The sequence below is a fragment of the Natrinema sp. HArc-T2 genome (assembly GCF_041821085.1).
Lineage (GTDB): Archaea > Halobacteriota > Halobacteria > Halobacteriales > Natrialbaceae > Natrinema.
In genome coordinates, this window is sequence record NZ_JBGUAZ010000003.1 from 446,496 (window position 1) to 466,643 (window position 20,148).

At 61.8% G+C, this 20,148-nt stretch carries 21 protein-coding genes and 1 tRNA gene; 11 read left to right on the plus strand and 11 right to left on the minus strand.

Going from position 1 to position 20,148, the window contains the following annotated elements; translation table 11 throughout:
* The first annotated feature begins 3 nt into the window (after positions 1 to 3).
* The 4 genes from ACERI1_RS09815 to ACERI1_RS09830 all read left to right on the plus strand — a co-directional run bounded on the left by ACERI1_RS09815 (position 4) and on the right by ACERI1_RS09830 (position 4,114).
* Complete coding sequence (locus ACERI1_RS09815) at positions 4 to 1,008, plus strand: 5-methyltetrahydropteroyltriglutamate--homocysteine methyltransferase (RefSeq protein ID WP_373617952.1); 1,005 nt, start codon at positions 4 to 6, stop codon at positions 1,006 to 1,008.
* Positions 1,005 to 2,075 carry a methionine synthase gene (locus ACERI1_RS09820; RefSeq protein ID WP_373617953.1) on the plus strand — a complete coding sequence of 357 codons (1,071 nt, stop codon included), beginning with the start codon at positions 1,005 to 1,007 and terminating at the stop codon, positions 2,073 to 2,075. The genes ACERI1_RS09815 and ACERI1_RS09820 overlap by 4 nt, the downstream gene beginning before the upstream one ends.
* 210 nt (positions 2,076 to 2,285) lie before the next feature.
* A complete protein-coding gene (locus tag ACERI1_RS09825; protein ID WP_373617954.1) occupies positions 2,286 to 2,915 on the plus strand; it encodes a nitroreductase family protein in 630 nt (209 codons plus the stop codon).
* 56 nt (positions 2,916 to 2,971) lie between these two features.
* Entirely contained in the window at positions 2,972 to 4,114 is a 1,143-nt protein-coding gene (locus tag ACERI1_RS09830; RefSeq protein ID WP_373617955.1) for a Gfo/Idh/MocA family protein, read from the plus strand.
* A gap of 17 nt (positions 4,115 to 4,131) precedes the next feature.
* Here the strand turns inward: ACERI1_RS09830 and ACERI1_RS09835 are convergent, their stop codons facing one another.
* Both ACERI1_RS09835 and ACERI1_RS09840 read right to left on the minus strand, forming a co-directional pair.
* Positions 4,132 to 4,761, minus strand: coding sequence for a DUF2202 domain-containing protein (locus ACERI1_RS09835; protein WP_373617956.1), 630 nt, complete (start codon positions 4,759 to 4,761; stop codon positions 4,132 to 4,134).
* Between the two features lie 153 nt (positions 4,762 to 4,914).
* Positions 4,915 to 5,796, minus strand: a complete 882-nt coding sequence (locus ACERI1_RS09840; RefSeq protein ID WP_373617957.1) for a lysyl oxidase family protein — start codon at positions 5,794 to 5,796, stop codon at positions 4,915 to 4,917.
* A 489-nt stretch (positions 5,797 to 6,285) separates the two neighbouring features.
* On the opposite strand from ACERI1_RS09840, the gene ACERI1_RS09845 reads away from it, so the two are divergent.
* The gene (locus ACERI1_RS09845) at positions 6,286 to 7,131 is read left to right on the plus strand and encodes a cytochrome oxidase assembly protein (protein WP_373617959.1); all 846 of its coding nucleotides are present in this window, start codon (positions 6,286 to 6,288) and stop codon (positions 7,129 to 7,131) included.
* Here ACERI1_RS09845 and ACERI1_RS09850 read toward each other — a convergent pair.
* On the minus strand, positions 7,112 to 7,603 hold the full coding sequence (locus ACERI1_RS09850; protein WP_373617960.1) for a metal-dependent hydrolase: 492 nt from the start codon (positions 7,601 to 7,603) through the stop codon (positions 7,112 to 7,114). The genes ACERI1_RS09845 and ACERI1_RS09850 overlap by 20 nt on opposite strands.
* Before the next feature lie 157 nt (positions 7,604 to 7,760).
* On the opposite strand from ACERI1_RS09850, the gene ACERI1_RS09855 reads away from it, so the two are divergent.
* On the plus strand, positions 7,761 to 8,393 hold the full coding sequence (locus ACERI1_RS09855) for a uracil-DNA glycosylase family protein (RefSeq protein WP_373617961.1): 633 nt from the start codon (positions 7,761 to 7,763) through the stop codon (positions 8,391 to 8,393).
* Here the strand turns inward: ACERI1_RS09855 and ACERI1_RS09860 are convergent.
* On the minus strand, positions 8,390 to 8,695 hold the full coding sequence (locus tag ACERI1_RS09860) for a cupin domain-containing protein (protein ID WP_373617962.1): 306 nt from the start codon (positions 8,693 to 8,695) through the stop codon (positions 8,390 to 8,392). The two genes, ACERI1_RS09855 and ACERI1_RS09860, sit on opposite strands and share 4 nt — an antisense overlap.
* Before the next feature lie 222 nt (positions 8,696 to 8,917).
* Here ACERI1_RS09860 and ACERI1_RS09865 point away from each other — a divergent pair, with 222 nt between their 5' ends.
* Positions 8,918 to 10,279 (plus strand): NAD-dependent succinate-semialdehyde dehydrogenase, encoded by a 1,362-nt coding sequence (locus ACERI1_RS09865; RefSeq protein WP_373617963.1) that lies wholly within the window; start codon positions 8,918 to 8,920, stop codon positions 10,277 to 10,279.
* Positions 10,280 to 10,322: 43 nt separating this feature from the next.
* Here ACERI1_RS09865 and ACERI1_RS09870 read toward each other — a convergent pair whose 3' ends face one another.
* Positions 10,323 to 10,586: a MarR family transcriptional regulator gene (locus ACERI1_RS09870; protein WP_373617964.1), complete on the minus strand. Its 264-nt coding sequence runs from the start codon at positions 10,584 to 10,586 to the stop codon at positions 10,323 to 10,325.
* Between the two features lie 342 nt (positions 10,587 to 10,928).
* On the opposite strand from ACERI1_RS09870, the gene ACERI1_RS09875 reads away from it, so the two are divergent.
* Entirely contained in the window at positions 10,929 to 11,336 is a 408-nt protein-coding gene (locus ACERI1_RS09875; RefSeq protein WP_373617965.1) for a DUF5830 family protein, read from the plus strand.
* A 144-nt stretch (positions 11,337 to 11,480) separates the two neighbouring features.
* Here ACERI1_RS09875 and ACERI1_RS09880 read toward each other — a convergent pair whose 3' ends face one another.
* Entirely contained in the window at positions 11,481 to 12,635 is a 1,155-nt protein-coding gene (locus tag ACERI1_RS09880) for a hypothetical protein (RefSeq protein WP_373617966.1), read from the minus strand.
* Between the two features lie 102 nt (positions 12,636 to 12,737).
* Between ACERI1_RS09880 and ACERI1_RS09885 the strand changes: the two genes are divergently transcribed.
* A tRNA-Met gene (locus tag ACERI1_RS09885) sits at positions 12,738 to 12,888 on the plus strand.
* Positions 12,889 to 13,087: 199 nt separating this feature from the next.
* Here the strand turns inward: ACERI1_RS09885 and ACERI1_RS09890 are convergent.
* The 4 genes from ACERI1_RS09890 to ACERI1_RS09905 all read right to left on the minus strand — a co-directional run bounded on the left by ACERI1_RS09890 (position 13,088) and on the right by ACERI1_RS09905 (position 17,841).
* Positions 13,088 to 14,185 carry a glycosyltransferase gene (locus tag ACERI1_RS09890; RefSeq protein WP_373617967.1) on the minus strand — a complete coding sequence of 366 codons (1,098 nt, stop codon included), beginning with the start codon at positions 14,183 to 14,185 and terminating at the stop codon, positions 13,088 to 13,090.
* Positions 14,186 to 15,169, minus strand: a complete 984-nt coding sequence (locus ACERI1_RS09895) for a glycosyltransferase family 4 protein (protein WP_373617968.1) — start codon at positions 15,167 to 15,169, stop codon at positions 14,186 to 14,188. It abuts the gene before it with no gap.
* Between the two features lie 102 nt (positions 15,170 to 15,271).
* A complete protein-coding gene (locus tag ACERI1_RS09900) occupies positions 15,272 to 16,132 on the minus strand; it encodes a hypothetical protein (RefSeq protein ID WP_373617969.1) in 861 nt (286 codons plus the stop codon).
* A gap of 131 nt (positions 16,133 to 16,263) precedes the next feature.
* A complete protein-coding gene (locus ACERI1_RS09905; protein WP_373617970.1) occupies positions 16,264 to 17,841 on the minus strand; it encodes a sulfatase in 1,578 nt (525 codons plus the stop codon).
* A 114-nt stretch (positions 17,842 to 17,955) separates the two neighbouring features.
* Between ACERI1_RS09905 and ACERI1_RS09910 the strand changes: the two genes are divergently transcribed.
* Complete coding sequence (locus tag ACERI1_RS09910; protein WP_373617971.1) at positions 17,956 to 18,975, plus strand: YbhN family protein; 1,020 nt, start codon at positions 17,956 to 17,958, stop codon at positions 18,973 to 18,975.
* Positions 18,976 to 19,032: 57 nt separating this feature from the next.
* Complete coding sequence (locus ACERI1_RS09915; protein WP_373617972.1) at positions 19,033 to 19,527, plus strand: metal-dependent hydrolase; 495 nt, start codon at positions 19,033 to 19,035, stop codon at positions 19,525 to 19,527.
* A gap of 51 nt (positions 19,528 to 19,578) precedes the next feature.
* Here the strand turns inward: ACERI1_RS09915 and ACERI1_RS09920 are convergent, their stop codons facing one another.
* A complete protein-coding gene (locus ACERI1_RS09920; RefSeq protein ID WP_373617974.1) occupies positions 19,579 to 20,046 on the minus strand; it encodes a metal-dependent hydrolase in 468 nt (155 codons plus the stop codon).
* Positions 20,047 to 20,148 lie beyond the last annotated feature (102 nt).

A 20,148-nucleotide genomic window follows, 5' to 3' on the forward strand; every position in this document is an offset into this window, starting at 1 on the left:
ACGATGACTGAGTACGTTTCGACCACGCCGGGGCTGTATCCGCTTCCGGACTGGGCGAAAGACGATCTCTCGGACCTCAAAGGCCATCAGAAACACGACCTCATCAGCGGCGATGAGGGCGAGGAGATCACCGCGGTCTACGAGCAGGCCCGCGAAGAAGTGATCGGCGTCCAGCAAGACGCCGGCCTCGACCGCATCGTCGAAGGCCAACTGCGGTGGGACGACATGCTCGCCCACCCGCTTGCAGTCGCCGACGCCGTCGAAACGCGCGGGATCGTCCGCTACTACGACAACAACAACTTCTATCGAGAGCCCGTCGTCACTGCCGACCTCGCAGCCACCGGTGACGTCGCCTCGGAACTCGAGGCCGCCGCCGACCTGACCGACGGCGACGATCTGCAGGCCGTCCTCCCCGGCCCGTACTCGCTTGCCGACCTCGCGACCGACGAACACTACGGCGACGAGGCCGACTTCCTCGCGGCGATCGCCGACTTCCTCGCCGACGAGGCCGACGCCTTCCCCGCCGTCGAGACGCTGTTCCTGCTCGAGCCCTCGCTGGTCGAGAACGCACCCGACGACGGCGAAGACGAACGCGCGAGCGAGGCGATCGATCAGGTCGCCAACGCCGTCGACGCCGACGTCGTCGTCCAGCCCTACTGGGGCGCACTCGAGGAGAAGGTCTACGCACACCTGCTCGATGCCGATATCGACGCCGTCGGCTTCGACTTCGTTGCGAATCAAGACGACAACCTCTACAACATCCAGGAGTACGGCACGACCGACGACGTCGCGCTTGGGCTCGCTGACGGCCAGAACACGCTGGTCGAAGACCCCGAAGCGATCCGTGACCGCGTCGAGTGGGTCGAAGGCCAACTGCAGACGGCCGACTTCGAGACGGTCTATCTGACGACGAATACGGAGACGTTCTACCTGCCGTATGCAAAGTACGTCGAGAAACTCGAGGTCCTTGCCGAAGCCGCAGACCTCGCAGAGGTGACAGCAGCATGAACGATAACAAAGATCAGTTTCGACCCGAGGATCACGAGAACGACCACTTCCTGCTGACGAGCGTCGTCGGCTCCTATCCAAAGCCCAAGTGGCTCAACCGTGCGAAAGAGCTCTACGAGGACGACGAGGCCGACTTCGACGAGGACAACTGGCAGGAGGCGAAAGACGACGCCGCTCGCGTCATCACGAACGAACACGAGCGTGCCGGCCTCGATACCGTCGTCGACGGCGAGATGCGCCGCACCGAGATGGTCGAGTTCTTCGCCCACCGGATCGACGGCTACGAGTTCAACGGCCCCGTCAAGGTGTGGGGACACAACTACTTCGACAAGCCAAGCGTCGTCAGCGAGGTCGAGTACGACGAGAGCTGGCTCGTCGACGAGTACAAGTTCACCGCAAGCGCCACCAACCGTCCCGTGAAGGTCCCGATCACCGGGCCCTACACGCTCGCGAGCTGGGCGTTCAACGAGGCCTACGAGGACGACGCGGACCTCGCCTACGCCCTCGCGGACCTCGTCAACGAGGAGATCGAGAAACTCGTCGACGCCGGTGCCCGCTACATCCAGATCGACGAGCCCGCACTCGCGACCACGCCCGACGACCACGCCATCGTCGGCGAAGCCTTAGAACGGATCGTCGCCGACATCCCCGAGGAGGTCCGCATTGGACTGCACGTCTGTTACGGCGACTACTCCCGGATCTACCCCGAAATCCTCGAGTTCCCCGTCGACGAGTTTGACCTCGAACTCGCCAACGGCGACTACGAGCAACTCGACGTCTTCAAAGACCCCGAGTTCACCGCAGACCTCGCGCTCGGCGTCACTGACGTTCACGTCGCCGAGGTCGAATCGGTCGAGCAGATCGAGGAGAACATCAAGAAGGGCCTCGAGATCGTCCCGCCGGACCAGCTGGTCGTCTCGCCGGACTGTGGCCTGAAACTGCTGCCCCGTGAGGTCGCCTACGGCAAGATGGAGAACATGGTGCAGGCGGCCCGCAACGTCGAAGCGGACCTCGACGCGGGTAACATCGACATCGAGCGCGAGACGCCAACGCCGGCCGACGACTGATCGCGGTCGCTCGACGCACGACGCTCCCGTTTCTCGTTCATTTTTCACATCAGGTTACGCACTTGGTACTCACTGCTACGACGGGTAACTATCAAACAAATTATGTCGGACGAGAGTATGGGTCCAGTAGACATGACTACGACACGAGTGTTACCAGGTATCCCTCTTGTCCGATAACGTATACATAGCGCAAGTCCCTAGCAGTGTTCGATGGCACAGTCCTCCACGATCCGACGCGAACTACGCGACGACGTCGCCGAGCATCGCGACACAGACCACGATATCGACCCCCTGTTCGTAAACCGGTGGTCCCCGCGTGCGATGACCGGCGACCCGCTCGACGAAGCTGAGTATCTTCCGCTGTTCGAAGCCGCCCGCTGGGCACCCTCCGCGTTCAACAACCAGCACTGGCGGTTCATCTACGCGAGCCGCGAGGACGAGGAGTGGGACACCTTCGTCGACCTCCTCTCCGAAGGGAATCGAGCGTGGGCGCGCGACGCCGCCGTACTCGCCGTTATCGTCTCGAAGACGACGTTCGACCACAACGGCGAACCGGCTCCCGTCCACTCCTTCGACACCGGTGCCGCCTGGGAAAACCTCGCCCTCGAGGGCGCACGCCGCGAGCTGGCCGTCCACGGGATGGCCGGCTTCGATTACGAACGCGCAGCCGCGGAACTCGAGGTTCCTGACGACTTCGACGTCGAAGCGATGGTCGCCATTGGCGAGCGCGCACCGCCTGAGACGCTCCCCGATGAGTTACAAGAGCGCGAACAGCCCAGCGACCGCAAGCCACTCGAGGAGATCGTCCACCGCGGCGGCTTCGAGACCGACACAGCGTAACCACCCCGGCTGTCGCACCACAAAGCGCTAACTATCGGGCCGGTGAACGCCCGCCCATGACCCTCGAGGTCGGCGTGCTCGGCTACGGGTTCATGGGAAAGGCACACGCGAACGCGATGGCGCGGCTGTCGATGTTCTTTCCGGACGCGCCCGCGATCGACCGCAGCGTCCTGATCGGTCGCCACGAATCGGCGCTGGCCGACGCTGCCGACCGGCTTGGCTTCGATTCGACCGCGACTGACTGGCGTGACGTTGTCGACGATGTCGACGTCTTCTACAATCTCGGTCCGAATCACGTCCACCGCGAGCCGTCGGTCGCCGCCCTCGAGGCCGGCACACCAGTTTTCTGCGAGAAGCCGCTCGCACCGACGCTCGAAGACGCCGAAGCAATGGCCGAGGCAGCGCGCGAGGCTGGTGACGACGTTCCGGCGGGGTGTGCGTTCAATTACCGGTTCGTCCCCGCGATCCAGTACGCCAAGGAACTGCTCGAGGCGGGCGACTTCGGCGAGATCCACCACGTCCGCGGGCGCTATCTGCAGGACTGGCTGGTCGATCCCGAGGCCCCGTGGTCGTGGCGCAACGACGCGGAACTGGCCGGGTCGGGCGCACTTGGAGATCTCGGCGCGCACACAGTCGACCTCCTGCGGTTTCTCGTCGGGAGCGACGACCTCGCGGGAGAGATCGAACGCGTCAGCGGCCACTTGCAGACGTTCGTCGATGAGCGCCCGACGGAAGACACGGTGGACGAAGCCGATCCTGAAACCCGGCCCGTCACCGTCGACGACGCCTACTCCGCACAGCTCGCGTTCGCAAACGGCGCGATGGGCACGCTCGAGGCCTCGCGCTTCGCGACGGGTCACAAGAACGACCATACGATCGAAATCCATGGCTCCGAAGGGAGTCTGCGGTTTTCATTAGAGCGGCTGAACGAACTCGAGGTGCTCCGCGACGGCGATCGCGGCTACGAGACGATTCTAGTCACTGACGAAGACGACCCCTACATCGATCACTGGTGGCCGCCGGGTCATGTCATTGGGTGGGAACATCTCTTCGTCCACGAGAACTACGAGTTCTTGAGCGCCGTCGCCGATGGCAGGGTGTACGAGCCGAACTTCGCCGACGGCCTCGCCGCCCAGCGGGTCCTCGCCGCGATCGAGGAGAGCGACGAGCGCGGTGAGTGGGTCACACTCGAGTCGTAACGTTCGACCTCGCTATCTTAGGCAATAATTCGGTCGTAGGTCTCCTGAGAGAGGACCTGCGGTTCGTAGTCGATGCCACGCGTTGCAAGCACGTCGACGAACGCAGACAGGTGGTTTTCCGAACTTTCCATCAGGTTTGAATAGACGGTGATGATGTCGTCGTTGTCGGCCTGGTCGATGAACTCCTGGATGTCGACAATATCGGTTTCTTCGATGAGTCCGCCAACCATGAGCGCCTCCGTGGGCGATTCGAGACCGCGTGCCACCAGTGAATCGTAGAGCGACTGGAGTTCGTCGTTCGTGAACGACCCGATCGCATCGCGGTATGGATCGTCAAGGCCGTACTTGTCGATCAGGTTCTTGATCGCGTCCGTGTGTCGCTGTTCCGAACTCGCGATCCGATCGAAGATCGTCAGCCCCCACTCCTCGTAGAACGTGAGATAGATGTCGCGAGCCAGCTTTTCTTCCTCACGCATATAGCGAATCCCTGCTCGCTCCGCATCCGACAACGGCTCGAGGGAACCCGACGAATCACCGTTTTGGCCCGTCCGCTGTCGTCGTGCGGCGGCTGTTCCGGTTGCTGCGGTCCCAGCGAGGACACCGATTCCGCCAACGAACCCGCGCCGAGTGAGTTTGGTCGATCTCATTTCGAGTTGAACTGTGAAGACACCACACATAGCATTTCTAGTTGAATACTCGAAAACGGGAATTGAAAATGACTGAATGTCTGACTAACATTCTATATTTAAAACAACATGTTGAAATAGGGCTGTTAAAATTCTAGAGAAAGCACAAACCTCTTAGCAAGCAGATGGTTTCACGTAGTGGCTTTGTGAAGTATGGACCGTAACTGTATCATTATTTATACTAAGATCAACCCGAACGGTGTTATCGCCGTCGCACGTCTCGTCAATCGTGCCTGCTGCGTTCGTCGTGGCTTGCAGTGTGTACTCTCCATCAGAGAGATCGTCAATAACAATATATTGACCGGGCAGAGATGCGTCATACTCGTCAGCCCACCCGGCACTGATCCCTTGATACTCACAATCGAACTGGGAACTACTACTGGCGGTCGAACGGGTTTGGTACAGATCCCGAAGACAGAATGTCTGCTTTCTTACCGCGCCCGTCCTCTCGCCCGATTCGTCAAGCAGGATATAGTTATTGAAACCTTTTAAGTGCGAGTGACCATGGGACTCCGAATATTCGAACAGATCCGGGCGGTTCTCAGGACGGCCTAATTCGGCATCCGTGTCTCCCACATTGTAGATGATCATATCAAATCGAAGTAGCCTATGTTCGCCTGGGGTTACAAAGCCATCTTCAACGTCAGCACTGGACTCATCAAACACTTCTGTTGAAACGCTGAAATCCCTGACACCTGGAACGAAGTTGACACCTGACCTATCCTCAACTTGGTCGTCCGAGGGTTCAGGGTCGGACTCAGCTGTCGTGGGTGGCGGTGTCGCCGAGTTCTCTTCGTCCGCCGGGGTGGCCTCCTCGTCCGCGGTACCTTCGCTTCTAGAGGTCGTGGAGGTGTCCGTGCTATTGTCACTCACTCTGAACGGGTTATCAATCGCCATGCCCCCGAGCGTGACCATGCCGACCCCTGCCACTACGATGAGGAGAACCCCCATCAGTGCCGCCGCACGCTTCCTACCTTTAATCCATTTTATTATCATACTTCTCACCAGACTGTACCCGGATCTAAGCGAGAAGAAATATAGTAAGATTCCTATTAATTAGATAGTGAAATAATAGGCCTGTCCTAAATAACTGTTAACTGGTGAACGTCTCTCTTACTTTCATTTATCGCACATTTTGTAATATATAATGGATTCTGTGGGGGAGAGAACAATACCGCTGGTCGGACTAGCTGGAGTTGCCGTGGTTGTTCTCGGAGCAATACTCGTTAGCCCCTCAGAGCACCTCCGAACGAACAGGTAGCCCTCGACTAATGGTAGCTGTGACGAATTCTAATTGATATCTCGACAGCCCTACACTGTACTGATCAGAAATAGATTCCTGAGGGGCGTACAACGCTATTTGACTTTGTCCGACGGACGCCAGCCATCTGAGCGGCACAGACTGTCGATCCGGACTGCTTCCCACCGAACCGCACGACTCGGGCAACCTAAGTATGGCCCGTCCTAACTCCTGCGTGAACGCCCGTGTCGTACGACAATCACACGCCCGACTCGAGATTTCGGTCGCTGATCGATCGGTTCAGCTACCCGCACCTGTTGACTGCGACGCTCACGCTGGTTGCAGCGACGATCCTGCTGGGTGTTGCGGCGAAGGCGACGGGGTCCGGATTGGCCTGTCAGGCCAACTGGCCCCAGTGTGACGCCGGCCCGTACAACCTGTTGCCGGCGAACTTGCCGAGTTTCTACGAGTGGTTCCACCGTTTCGTCGCGATGTTCGCCGGCTTCGCCATCATCGGCTCAGCACTGGCTGCCTGGCGACTCCCCGATGTCGACCGGCGCGTCACCGGGCTGGTCGTCCTCGGGATGGTCCTGACACCGGTGCAGGTCGCACTCGGCCGTGAAACCGTCACACAGTACACGATGGACATCCTGTCGCTGCACTTCTGGACGGCAGTCACCATCTTCACGCTGTTCCTCGTCGCGACAGTCCTCGTCTGGGCATCGCGGCTGACGGCGACCCACGTCACCGGTGCGCTCGCGCTTGGAATCGTCGCGCTGCCAGCCCACGTGGCCCTCAGTCCCGCCGTTGATGCCGGTATCGAGGTATACTCCCCGACGATGCAACTGGTCCAGTACGCCGTGACGCTGACGCTGCTTGGCGCAGCGATCGTTGCCGCGATGGTCGGCCGACGACGGTTCTCCGGTCGGTCCGTCGTGCCACTCCTCACGGCGCCGCCGCTCGTGGTCTTGGTCCTCTTTTTCGGCCGGCAGGCGCTCAACCCCGCACTCGAGATGCCCTATCTCGTCACCGCAGCCGCACTCCTCGTGACGTTCGTCGTTGGGATGGCCCTCACCCGACGAGAAGGGTAATCGACAGGCCAGCGAGGGTGGCTGCTAGTCCCAGTCCGAGCAATCCGTAGTTAGCGACTGGGTTTGCGGCTGTCGTCACCGCGAAGGAGTATCGGCGGCGTGAGAACGGCCAGAACGGTCGAATCCCCATTGGCGTGAGCGCGTCCGCGAGGAGATGGGAACTGATCGAAGCCACGCCGACGAGAAACGCGAACGCATTGATGCCGACATCGACGAACGGAGAGGATGCGTCGACGAAAACGGCAGCCAGTGTGGCGAGTCCGGCTCCGACAGCCAGCGCGAACAGGATCGTATGGGTCGGCCCGCGGTGGTCGATCAGCGGGAGCCGATGATCGAAGTCGGGCAGCGTCGACAGCGCCACACAGACGAGACCGCCGACAGCGGCAATCTCGCCGTATCCCATCAGGGCGACGAAGGTGCCAAGAGGCGCGTACGCCGTGAGTGCACCACCGTAATGGCCCGTCTGATACATCTGCGACAGAAAACGGACGAACAAAACATAAACCCACCGCCGTTCGGTCTCTCGTCTGCGTTGCCTGCCTCGCTCGTTGGTCGCTCTCTGTCGAGTGTCGCCCAAACCGGTCCGATCCGACCGCTGTCGTTTTGCCTGCTCGTCTCCTTTTCCCGGTGTGCAAAACGTGACCGACAGGACGAGCAACCCGTTCGGACTCGAGCCACCCTTTGACCGCTCCGATCCCAACGATCGACCGGCGGTCTTCGGCTACGGTGACGCCAACGCCGATTTTCACGTGATCGGTGACTATCCCGGCGTCCACGGCGGCGAGTCCACCGGCGTTCCGTTTACCGAAACCGAGAGCGGACGTGCGATTCAGGACGTCCTGCGGGTAGTCGGGTTCGCCAGCGGCCCACGCGACGAACCCGTCCTCGAGAACTGTTTTCTGAGCTACATTCACATGTGCAGCCTGCCCGACGGGGAGGCGCCGACCGACGAGGACTACGCGACCCTCGAGCGCTTTTTCGACGCCGAGCTGCGCGCGATCAACGCACACATCCTTCTGCCCGTCGGTGCTCGCGCGACCGACCACGTCCTTCGAGAGTATACGACCCAGCGACGGCGGTTCGACCTCGAGATGGACGATCTCCACGCTACCGATATTCGCGGCCGCGGCTTTCTGGTCGTCCCGATCAAAGACCCAGTCGAGTGGTACGACGATGACCGTGAGGCAATTATTTCGCAACTCGAGGCGATTCTCGACAGCGATTACCGACAGACGAAAGGCGTCGCGACGACCGTCGGCTAAGAATCCGTCTTCGGCGCGAAAACGAGCAACGACGCGCATTCGGTGCGCGCGTGCGGCGAGATATCCTGATCCCCGTCGAAGCGGACGACGTCACCCGCCTCGAGCTCGTAGCTGTCGTCCCCGAGTGTGAGCGCGAGTGTCCCCTCCAGAACGTAGAGGACGACGTTCGACTCCGGATGGCGGTGTTTCGGCATGCGTTGGTCCGCCTCGAGCTGGAGGCGAACCGTCCGTGGTGCGTCGGTGTCGAATACCTCGGCATGTGGCGTCGACTCGAGTGCGTCTACTGACGTGATCTCTGGCATGGGTGCACTGTGGCGACTCGACTACTTGTATGTCCGGTCGAACACGTTCGAAGTAACTGATATCCACGGTCGTCTGCCTCGACCTGTCGTCGCGAATAGACCGTCCACACAGGCCGTGCCGGCCGATGAAGTGGCTTCCCAGCGAGTGTCGAACGAGCGACTCGAGGCTGCCGGCGAGAACGCGGGAAACACTAATCGGCTTCGATAGACACACTATCCGTGATGGACGTTATCAACCCTGCCACTGGCGAGCGAGCGGACACGATAGAAGAACAGACCGAATCCGACGTCGAGGAGGCCATCGAGCGGGCGTCGGCGGCGTTCGAGACGTGGCAAGACGAGCCGATCCGCAAGCGAGAGGAACTGCTCGCCGCAGCCGGCGACATCCTTCGCGAGAACAAACGCGAATACGCAGAGACGATGACCCGCGAGATGGGGAAGCCGATCTCGCAGGCGATCGCCGAGGTCGAGAAGTGTGCGTGGGTCTGCGACCACTACGCGGAACACGGAAGCGCCTATCTCGAGGCCGATTCCCACCCGAGTCCGCCGGGATCGGAGGTCAAGACGGTTTACGATCCGCTCGGCCCGATTCTGGCGGTGATGCCGTGGAACTTCCCGTTCTGGCAGGTGTTTCGCTTCGCAGCACCGCATCTCACGTCTGGCAACGTTGGACTGCTCAAGCACGCCTCGAACGTCCCCGGTTGTGCACAGACCATCGAGGACGTGTTCCGACAGGCCGGCTATCCCGATGGTGTCTTCCAGTCGCTGCTGATCTCCTCTGATCTGGTCGACGACATCATCGAGGACGAGCGCGTCAAAGCCGCGACCGTCACCGGAAGCGGTCCCGCAGGCCGCGCGGTCGCCTCGACGGCGGGCGACCAGCTCAAGAAGTCAGTCCTCGAACTCGGGGGCAGCGACCCTTTTATAGTCCTCGACGACGCCGACATCGACGATGCGGCCGAAACGGGCGCGTGGGCGCGCAACCAAAACGGCGGTCAGTCCTGCATCGCCGGCAAGCGCTTCCTCGTCCACACGGACGTCTACGACGAGTTCCTCGAGCGGTTCGTCAACGAGATCGAGTCACTCGTCGTCGGTGATCCGACCGACGAGGCGACCGACGTTGGCCCGCAGGCCAGAGCGGATCTCATGGACGACCTCCACGAGCAGGTCGAGGCGAGCGTCGAAGCCGGGGCCGACGTGCTCACGGGCGGCGAGCCGATGGACCGCGAGGGTGCGTACTACCCGCCGACCGTGCTGACCGACATCCCCGAAGGCTGTCCAGCCGACAGCGAGGAGACGTTCGGTCCCGTCGCCGCTGTCTACGAGCTCGACGACGAGGCAGCGATCGTCGAGAAGGCGAACGACACGGAATTCGGGCTCGGTGCGAGTATCTGGACGACCGACCGCGAGCGCGGCCAGCGGCTCGCACGCGAGATCGACGCCGGCTGTGTCTACGTGAATCAACTCGTCAAATCCGACCCACGAGTGCCGTTCGGTGGCGTCAAGGCGTCGGGCTACGGTCGCGAACTCGCACGAGAAGGAATGCTCGAGTTCGTCAATCGCAAGACCGTCTGGGTCGAGTAAGCGAGGGGCCAGCCACGAAACCGACTGTCGATCGAATCGGGTATCAGTCCGCCAGCCCGCTCATATCGGACCTGCCCGAACCGCTCGGCGTCGGTTCCGCGTCGGTGAGTTGTTGACGTCCTGATGCGACGAGTTCATACCGACGGCTGCCGACCGACCGGATGTCGCCCTGATCGCAGAGGCGATCGCACGCTTGCTCGACTGTCAACGGATGCTCGTCAAGCATCGCAGCGAGATCGACGACAGACAGCGGTCCCTCGTCGACGAGGGCCGCGAGGATCGCTTGCTCGAGCTGTCGTCCAAACATCTATCGGTCACGGGGTGTCTCGTCCGGCTCCAGTCGCGTTCGGGGGTCGTTTCGAACCGTGACTGTGCAGCCATCGGTCCCGTCACGCAGACTCGCCGGAGTACGTTGGTCGGTTCTCGCTCGTGGTGTAGCGTCGATCATCGTCCGAGTCATTGGGATGCGGTCGCCGGAGTCTCGCTCCGGTCGGATCCTGCTCTCGCTCGAAAGAGGGGGCAGCGACAGTATCAACGGCTGGCGGATTCTCACACCGTGGGAACCGTCAACGGCGTTCTTGCCGTGTGACTCCGTGGCTAGCTTCTCGAGGAAACACGTTTATTCGCGCCGAGATGAGACCACTGATAGATGGATCGCGACGAGGACCACACCGCGGACGGACGGACCAGAGACGCTACGATAACTGACGACCGCGTCGAACTCGGTCTGGCATTGCTCGCACGACTCGAGCACGAATCGCTCTCGCTCGCTGCAGTCATCGATCGAATCGAGACGATCACCAGCGACCCGACGGTCACGCGAACGATCCTCGATCAGGCTGAACTCCGCGGGCTGATCGAACGCGACGATGGGATCGTCCGTCCGAAAAGCCGCCAGTACGTCAGCTTCGAGCAGGACGTCATCACCAAAGAGGGCGACTTTACCTGCAAACGCTGTGGCTCCGGGCTCTCAACCGGCTACTTCATCGATCTCGAGGCCGGCGAACTCGGTCCCTTTGGCTCCTCGTGTATCCGAAAAGTGACTGGCCGGGAGTAATACGACTGGACAACAGTCAGTGAATACTCGATCGCGTCCCGATGGCTGTCGCTGTCGGCGACAGCAACTCGAGTGCGATCGATGTATGAATCGTTTTGTCCGGCAGTATAAGTCGAGGCCGTCGCCGGTCGCTGCCGCCGCGTGCTACCGACCCTGTCGAAGCTCTGCGATCAACTGTTCGATCGTCTCACCCTGTTGCTCGATGATCTCGTTTTGTCGCTCGACTGCTGTCTCGAGTGCTTCGAGGCGCTCGATGAGTTCGGAGTTGGGTTCGACTGTCGGAGTCACATGCTCGGTCGGCTGGTCCGTGGCATTGTCGACCTCGGTCGTTGTGTCCGCGTCGGTGGCTGTCTCGAACTGCGATTCGGTGTCGGAGCGAGTCGTCGCGACTGCACCACTGTGACCGTTGTCTGCCGATTCCGACACCGCGTGTGATTTCCGACCCTGCCGTCCATCGTTCGTAGTCGATTGGTGGCCCGGATCGGCAGTTGTGACGCCGTCTGAGTCACTGTCTGCGAGCGGGTCTGACTGGGCACCGGCTGTGTCGTCTGTCGTGTCAGTGGTGTCATCGTGATCGTCCGGCGCGGGTGGATCAGCATCGAGTGGATCGACGCCACTGCCGAAATCGACCGCGGAATCGCGACTGGGTTCGTCGTCGTCTTCGCCGACCGTCTCGTTGAGTTCCTCGAGCGAACTGACGTCGTGATATTCGAATAGCGCGCGTTTGAGCCGCTCTCGGAGGTCGTTCGCTTCTTCGTTGGGGGCTTTGATCCGCTCGGGTCGCCCGCCGACGGTGAGAACGATCTGGGTTGCGACGCTGCCGTCCTCGAAGGCCAGCTTCGTTACGTCGTCGAAGTGGTACTCCTCGTAATCGCCGTCCCAGACTGCACCCCCGATGTGTTTGACGAGGCGGTCACTCGTGATGATCAGGGTCAGCTCGCTAAAGCGATAGGTCTTGACGACCGTCTCGCCGGGCGTGGTGATCCCGTTGCCGCTCAACACGCCGGCGAGCACAGGATGAAGCACGTCGTCGGTCACGCTCGAGGGAACGGTAAACGCTTGCTCGCCCTCGAGGGCGTACTCGAGGACGAACTTCGTCTTGCGCCGACCGTCCGAAAGCGTCAGTCGGTCGGCATCGTGGGGGTAGTCGTCAGCCGATTCGTCGCTCAGGAGGCCGTCGGAACGGTAGACGATGGTCCGCGTCGGCGTGATGAAAAGCTCGTCGTCGCCGCCGAGTGAGACGCGCGCTGCGATCTCCTCGCCGTCGAGAGTGGCGGTGACGATACCAGGAACGCTCATGCCCCGGAGTTAGTAACACCGTATGATAAATCCGTGGGTCCGCGTTGCACGGCGGATTCGAATGAGAAGCTTAAAGAAATAGACGCCACTACTCCTAATTGAGCCCGGGTGGCTTAGCTGGACATAGCGCCGCACTCATAGGGTTCAGAGATTCGGTGCGGTTTCGCCTTGGAAGCCTCCGTGTCCCTCGAGGACTGCCGAGCCTCGAACCTGGGACATGCGGAGATCGAGGGTTCGGAGCCCTCCCCGGGCATTTTCCACAACGTTACAACTCGAGGGCAGTGACGACCCCGTCACTGCTCCCAAATCCCGCTACCTGCTGTGTGACCTGTCTGTCCGTGGTTGTCGAACCGCCGGGTGCGATTTCCGGCGAAGACGGCATTTGAGACTCAACACTGACTCCAAGCACGCGTTGACGGTTCGCCAACCGGATGTGAGAACGAATCGAACAGTCAGCTTCGCTCTTCTTCAGAGATGCGCCACCGACTCTCGACGTCAGTCGGGCTCTCGTCGGTCGCGAGGGGGACGGTCTCGTACAACTGCTCGAGATGGTCCATGGTGTAGTCGACCGCATACCGTTCGACGCCGGCTCTGGTGTCGCGGTCGGTTGCCAGACACGTCTCGATGGCCTCGACCATCGACTCGCGGTCGCCGTAGGTGAACCGTTCGCCGTTGTCGGGTCTGATGGTCCGGTCGAACGGCGCGACATCGGCGGCGGCGACGGGTGTCCCACAGGCGTTAGCCTCGAGCGTCGAGAGGCCGAGGGTGTCGGCAGTCGAAGCGGTGACGAACGTATCGATCGAGGAGTAGAAGACGGGGAGCTCTTCGCGGGGGAGAAAGCCCCGGATGTCGACGTTGTCCGGAGCGTTCTTCTCGAGACACTCGCGATAGGGGCCGTCACCGACGATGACGAAGTCGTACTGCGGCAGCGCCTCGGCGGCCCGCAGGATCTCGCTGACGTTTTTCTCCATGCTGAGCCGACCGCTGTAGCCGACGACCGTCCGATCGGGGTACCAGTCTTCTGCAGTTGGCTGGAAAAAGTCCATATCGATACCCACCGGCAACTGGACGTGTTCGACGTCGCGGTCGATCCGCTCGGTCGAGGCGGTGACGATATCGAAACTCCCGAGGAAGCTGTTCTCGACCGGCACGTAGAGATTCGAGAGTAGCCCCGCGACCGACTCGAGTTTGATGCTCTGGTGGAAGTACTCCTCGAGTGGCGTGTGGTGGGTGTAGATCGCCGGCAAGTCGTGTTTCCAGGCGTAGTACCGGCCGAGGATTCCGATGGGGGCGGGTCCGTGACAGTGGACGACATCGAGGTCGGGCAGCGTCGATGGCCGCCGGGTCAGCGGAATCCGATAGCCGGCATAGAAGGGGTTCGGCATCGAGGTCACCGGAACCTCGCGGTCGCCGGGTTCGTAGTCGCCATCGGGGTAGATGACGTACACCTCGTGCCCTTTCCGCTCCAATTCCTCGCGCCAGAGTTTGATCGTATACGTTACGCCATCGATCTCGGGAAAGTAGCTGTCCGTAAAGAATCCAATCTTCATTCAGACCACCTCCTCGTACAACGACTGATACTGGTTCGCGACCGCTTCGAGCGAAAATTCCTCGCTGCGGGCGACCGCGTTCGATCCGAGTTGCTCTCGAAGCGCCGGATCGCGGAGTCGCTCGAGGGCTGCCTCGAAGCCGTCGACGCCGTTTTCCGCGACTTTCAGGCAGTCCTCGCCGTCCTCGAGCCACGAGAACGTCTCGATGTCGCGGACGAGAAGCGGTTTGCCGGCGGCCATCGCCTCGAGCAATGCGATCCCCTCGTTTTCCTCGTGGGTCGGAAAACAGAAGATGTCGCCCGCGGCGTACGCACCGCGGATGTCGTCGACGTAGCCGGTGAACGTACAGTTCTCCGGGGCGTTCTCGATCAGCGCCGTCGTCTCTCGCCCCTTCAGGGAGAGATCCAGCGGCCCGAACCAGGCGAAATCTAGGTCCGGCAGCCGGCGGGCCAGTTCGACGAACGTTTTGAGTCCCTTGCGCTTGATGACGTGACCGACGAGGAAGACGGTCGGTGACTCGAGGTCGTACCGATCACGATACTCGTCTTCGAGCGATTCGAACCCCGCGAGTTTCGACCGGTCGACGCCGTTCGAGACGACCGTCGTCGGCACATCGGTGTACGTCTCGATCAGGTCCAGATTGTACTCCGAGGGGCAGACGAGCGCGTCGGCCAACCCGTAGGCCCACTCGAGATACGGCTTGAGCGGCTTCGCGAGGGCGTTCGTGAACCGAAAGCTGTCGCCGAAGTCCTCGGCGGTTACGTGTGTGTTCGCGACGACGGGCACTCCCTTCGATCGCGCCTGCCGTGCGTACCAGACCGAGCGCGGCCCCATGAGGTTACAGTGGAAGACGTCGGCCTCGAGCGTCGGCTCTGTCGTGTAGGTCAGGTCGAGCCGATCGAGCATCTTCCGCTGGTGGACGACCGACTCGTGGATGCCGCCAGTGACGTGGGATTCGAGTTCGAAGTAGTGACTGATTTTCATACCGGACCCCCTTCCTCAGTCGGACATGTTACTGCTGTCGCCGTGTGTTCGCAACGAGACAGTGGCGATCGGCGCGGTCGCTGCGGGTCGAGTGCAACAGTCTCACTCGACTTCGAGCCACGGCACTTCCATGAGCGCCGGGATGTACGTCTCGATGTGGTGTTCCCAGACACCCTCCTCGCCGAAGGCCTCGCCGTGGTCTGCAGTCACGATGACGGTGCCGTCGAGGTCGTCGACGAGGTCGGCGACAGACTCAAGGGCGATCCGCAGGTTCTCCTCGTAGAGGGCCATCGCCGCCTCCCGGGTGCCGTTCGTGACGACCTCGGTGGGATCGAGCTCGAGCCACAGCCCCGCCTTCTGTGCGAGTTCGCTGCCCTCGAGTTTGTCCTCGACTTTCGGGCGGATCGTATCGCCGAGTGATGCGAGTGCACCGCCGCCACCGTCCTCGCTTTGCTCGGCTTCCTCCTGTTTTCGAATTCCTTTCTGGATCTGTTTGAGCTTCTGGCCCTTGCCGCGTGCGAGATAAGGTGCGTGGGGCTGCATATAGTGGAGCACCGTCCGGTCGGCTTCCTCGACAGCGCCCTGATTGTTGTAGAACGCCTCCGCGATGCCGTCCGGCGGCACCGTGCCGAGATCGTCGTCCCAGCCCGATTTCCACACGTCGAAGACGTTGCTGATGTGATTCGAAGCCGACCACTCGTAGTCACAGCTGGCCCCCCACTTGAGTTCGTTCAACGGAATGCCGAGGTCGTTGATAAACGGGTTCCCCGAGAAGTACGCGAGATCGTGTTCCTCGGTGAAGGTTCGATAGGCCCACTCCGGCGTCGACGAGCCGACGCTCCGGCGCTTTTCCAGCGTCCCGTCGAGATACTCGTCGTAGACCTCGCTGAACACGTCGTACCGACACGCATCCAGCACGAGACAGTAGTCCCACTCCGACTCGAGGAAGTGCTGGTCGTCCATTAGTTGCGGCTATCTTTCGAGTCGACCTATGTATTCTTATTGGTTCCCGGAAAGTCACTCAAAACACGATTTTCGCGCCGGTCGCACCCTATACCGTCGGATGGCCCTCTTGCAGAATCGCCGTCGACGCGCTACTCGAGGTAGCCGAGTTCCCGAAGTCGGTCGCGAGTTTCTTCGTCGGCCTCCTCGAGAGCATCGGCCTCGTCGGCGTCGACGTCGGACGGATCGTCCCACGCGCCGCCGACGTTCGCTTCGAAGCGGGCGAGCGCTCGCTCGGTCGCGGCGACGACGTCGTCGTCTGCCGGATCGACCGGCGACTCCTCGTCGGGGTCCTCGTCGAGCCGATAGCCTTCGTCGGGAATCCGGTCCGCGCGGACGTATTTCGAATTCGTGCTCCGAGCGGCTCGCAGCCGCGAGTACGCGCGGTGGTCGTCGGGCAGGTCGATGCCGGCATCGCTGGCTTTCTCCTCTAAGTGGTGGAGTTCGATGACCGGCTGAGCGTACTCGACGAACGCGTAGTCGCCCGCGTCGTCGCCCTCGAGAACAGCCTGCTGACCGGCATCGGGATCGGCAGCCCCGTCGAAGGCGCGGTACTCGTCGGCGAGCAGCGAGCGTGTCGGATCACGAGCGACAGCACCGGCACCGTCGCCTGCCAGACCGACCGTCTCGGGATCGACGTCCAGTGTGTCCAACACGGTGTGATAGCAGTCGAGCAACTCGACGAGGTCGTCACGACGGTCGGCCTCGAGGTCGGGGTGTTTGACCAGCAGCGGGACGTTGATGAGTTGGTCGTAGAGGGCGAACTCGTGGCCGTAGAGGTCGTGTTCGCCGTGGAGTTCGCCGTGGTCGGCACAGACGACGACGGTGGTTTCTTCCCACTGACCAGTTTCACGCAGCCAGCCGAACAGCCGACCGAGTTCGGCGTCCATGTGGGCGATTTCGGCGTCGTAGAGGCTGCGGATGGCCTCCCACTCGTCGTCGTCGATGTCACGTGCGCCGGAGTTGAACTCCTTGGAGTTCTGGCAGACCTCAGAGGGGTCGACGCCGGGTGCGAACTCCTCGCGGTACTCCTCGGGCGGGTAGTAGGGCAGGTGGGCGTCCATCAGGTTGACGAACGCGAACCAGCCGTCGTCGCTGTCGCTGTCGTCGATGAAGGACTTCGTGCGGTCGATTACCGACGGCGTCTTCGAGTCGGCACCCTCGCCGCTGGCGAGTTTGGCGTGGGCCATCGCGCCGAGGTGGACGAGCTTCGACGCGAGTTCTCGGAGGTAGTCGTTGTCGTTGACCGCCTGCCACGCACTCGCCAGCGGCCCCGAGAGGACGTCACCGGGCAGCACCTCGAAAAACGAGTCCTGGGCATCGAACCCATCTGTGAGGCCCGTATAGGGGGTGATCCAGGCGTTCGAGGAGTAACACGCCGTGTCGTAGCCGGCCGCCGACAGAACCGACGCGAGCGTCGTATCGCCGTCAAGGTACGGACTTCCCTGATCCGCACCGTGCTGGCTCGGATACTGGCCGGTAAACAGTGAGGCGTGAACCGGCAGCGTCCACGGCGCGGGTGCGACCGCCGACTCGAAGACGGTCGCCTCCTCGGCGAACCGCGAGAGTGCCGGCGTCGTCGCCCGCTCGTATCCATATGGCTCGAGTCGATCCTTCCGGACCGTATCCAGAACGACGAAAAGGACGTTCGACTGGCGAGTCCTGTCCATTACTGGCCACACTTCGCTCCACGCAAATAAATCGATTGAAGGGTCCGACGCAACGTGTTCTATCGAGTCGGTGCCGATCAGATGTTTCAAGTTTACTGACGATTCATATCCGCCATGGACGAGCGAAATCGGCGGGCATTTCTCATCGGCATCGCCGGCGCGATCGCGGCCTTCGCGATCTTGTTTTTCCTCGTCGGTGCCCGTGACGTTCTCGACTCGTTGCTGTCGGCGACGCCCTCCTTAGTCGTTGCGACGTTTGCACTCGCGCTTGGCTGGCTGGCCGCCTGGAGTCTCATGTTGCGGACTGTGTTAGTCGCGCTCGACATCGAAATCCCGATCGGCAAGTCGTTTCTCGTCTATGCGGGGGCCGTCTTCGCGAACAACGTCACTCCGTTCGGGCAGGCCGGCGGCGAACCGATCGCCGCGTTGCTAATCTCGAAGACCTCCGACGCTCGCTACGAGACCAGCCTCGTCGGGATCGCGACCGTCGACGTCATCAACGTCGTCCCCTCGATCTCGCTGATCCTCGTGGGCGTCGGCTACTACGCGACCACCGCGGCGATCGGCCAGCGCCTCGAGACCGCCGTCGGCTCGGCAGTCGTATTGATCGGGGGAATCGTCATTGTGATGGCGCTCGTGTGGCGCTATCACCGGACGCTCGTCGATCGACTTCCCGCCATCGTCGCCCCCCGAATCGCACGGCTCGGATTCGACCGGTTCGATTCCGAGACGCTCGAGGAAGACATCGCCGACCGCCTGGGACGGTTTTTCGAGAACATCGAACGCGTCGCGACGGATCGGTGGCGACTGGCCGCCGTCATCGGCCTATCACTGTGTGGGTGGCTCTTTCAGACGGCTGCGCTTACGGTTGCGTTCGCCGCGATCGGGTACGATGTCTCGGCGTACGTTCTGCTCTTTGTCATCCCGCTTGCGAACCTCGCTGGTGCTGCGCCGCTGCCGGGTGGGCTCGGCAGTATCGAGGCCGCGTTCGTCACGTTGCTCGTGCCGACGACTGGTATCCCGGCGTCGGCAATCACCGCAGCCGTCCTCATCTTCCGTGGTGCGATCTACTGGATGCCGGTCCTGATCGGTGGCATGTCCGTGTCGGCGTTCGGCGTCCGAGCGGTACGATAATCGTCTGCTGGCCGACAGCGTCATTTTCGCCCGGCACTGATGGGTGGCCAACTGACCATGTACCGGGAGGGACACTCCGGCTTCAACGCCTTGCTCTATGCGCCGGTTCTTCCCATCGTGAGCCACGTCTGGTCGCTCAGGTTGGCACTGGTCGGCGCGCTCGTGTCTGTCGGGGTCGCCAACATCCCTGACCTCGATCAGCCACTGCCACACATACGCCATCGTGGACCGACCCATACCGTTTGGTTTGCGATCCTCGTCGGGCTGGCTGCCGGCATTGGGACCGCGCTTCTCGTCCCAGAGTCGCCGGTAGCGTTCCAGTTTGGATTCCTCGTCGGCACCGGCGGCATCCTTGCCCACCTCGCCGGCGACGTCGTGACGCCGATGGGAATCAGCCCGTTCGCCCCGATCTGGCGGTATCACGTTACACTCGAGTGGTTCAAATCCAAGAACAGCCGTATCAATCGGGCGTTGTTGCTCGTCGGTTCGGCGGCGCTGTTCGCGTCGCTGCTTGTGACGATTGGGCTGTCGGCGGTCGTTCCGGCGAGTTGATCGGTATCGGCCCCGTCGATCCGGAGTCACTCGGCTCTGGCTCCTCGAGGCTTAGACCGAACGCTGCTCGTTTGCGTCCCAGACGAGGAGCGCGAGCGACGCAGTCCAGAGTAAGACTGTCGCGGTCGGGCTATGGACCGGCAGTCCGGGGCTCCAACTCGTCCGAAGCGGGAACAGGAAGTCGATTCCCTTCGGCGAGAGTGAATCGATCGCGAGATGTGAACCGAGTGCCAGTCCGACGGCGAGCACGACGCGTCGACCGATCGTGGAAGTCTGCTGCCGCCCAACGGCGTACCCGCCAGCGACGACTGCCAGGGCGAACAGGGGCGTGTGGGTGATCCCGCGGTGAACGAACGGCCAGGCCCAGTCCGTTGGAAAGAGAAAGTCGGCGTCCGGAAGCAGTCCGAAGACGAGCCCGATCCACGGATCGGCGTCGGTGAGTCCGGCGACGAGGACGTAGCCGACGAATGCATGGGTCGCGAACGCACCGATCAGAAACACTGCACGCCCGATCTCCATCAGTAATCATTTCGGCTATTGGTACCACATAGCTTATGTTCTTCGAAGGCGGGAGCGACGGATAGACAAACGACCATACCGGCCTGTGATGCGCTCGAGTCG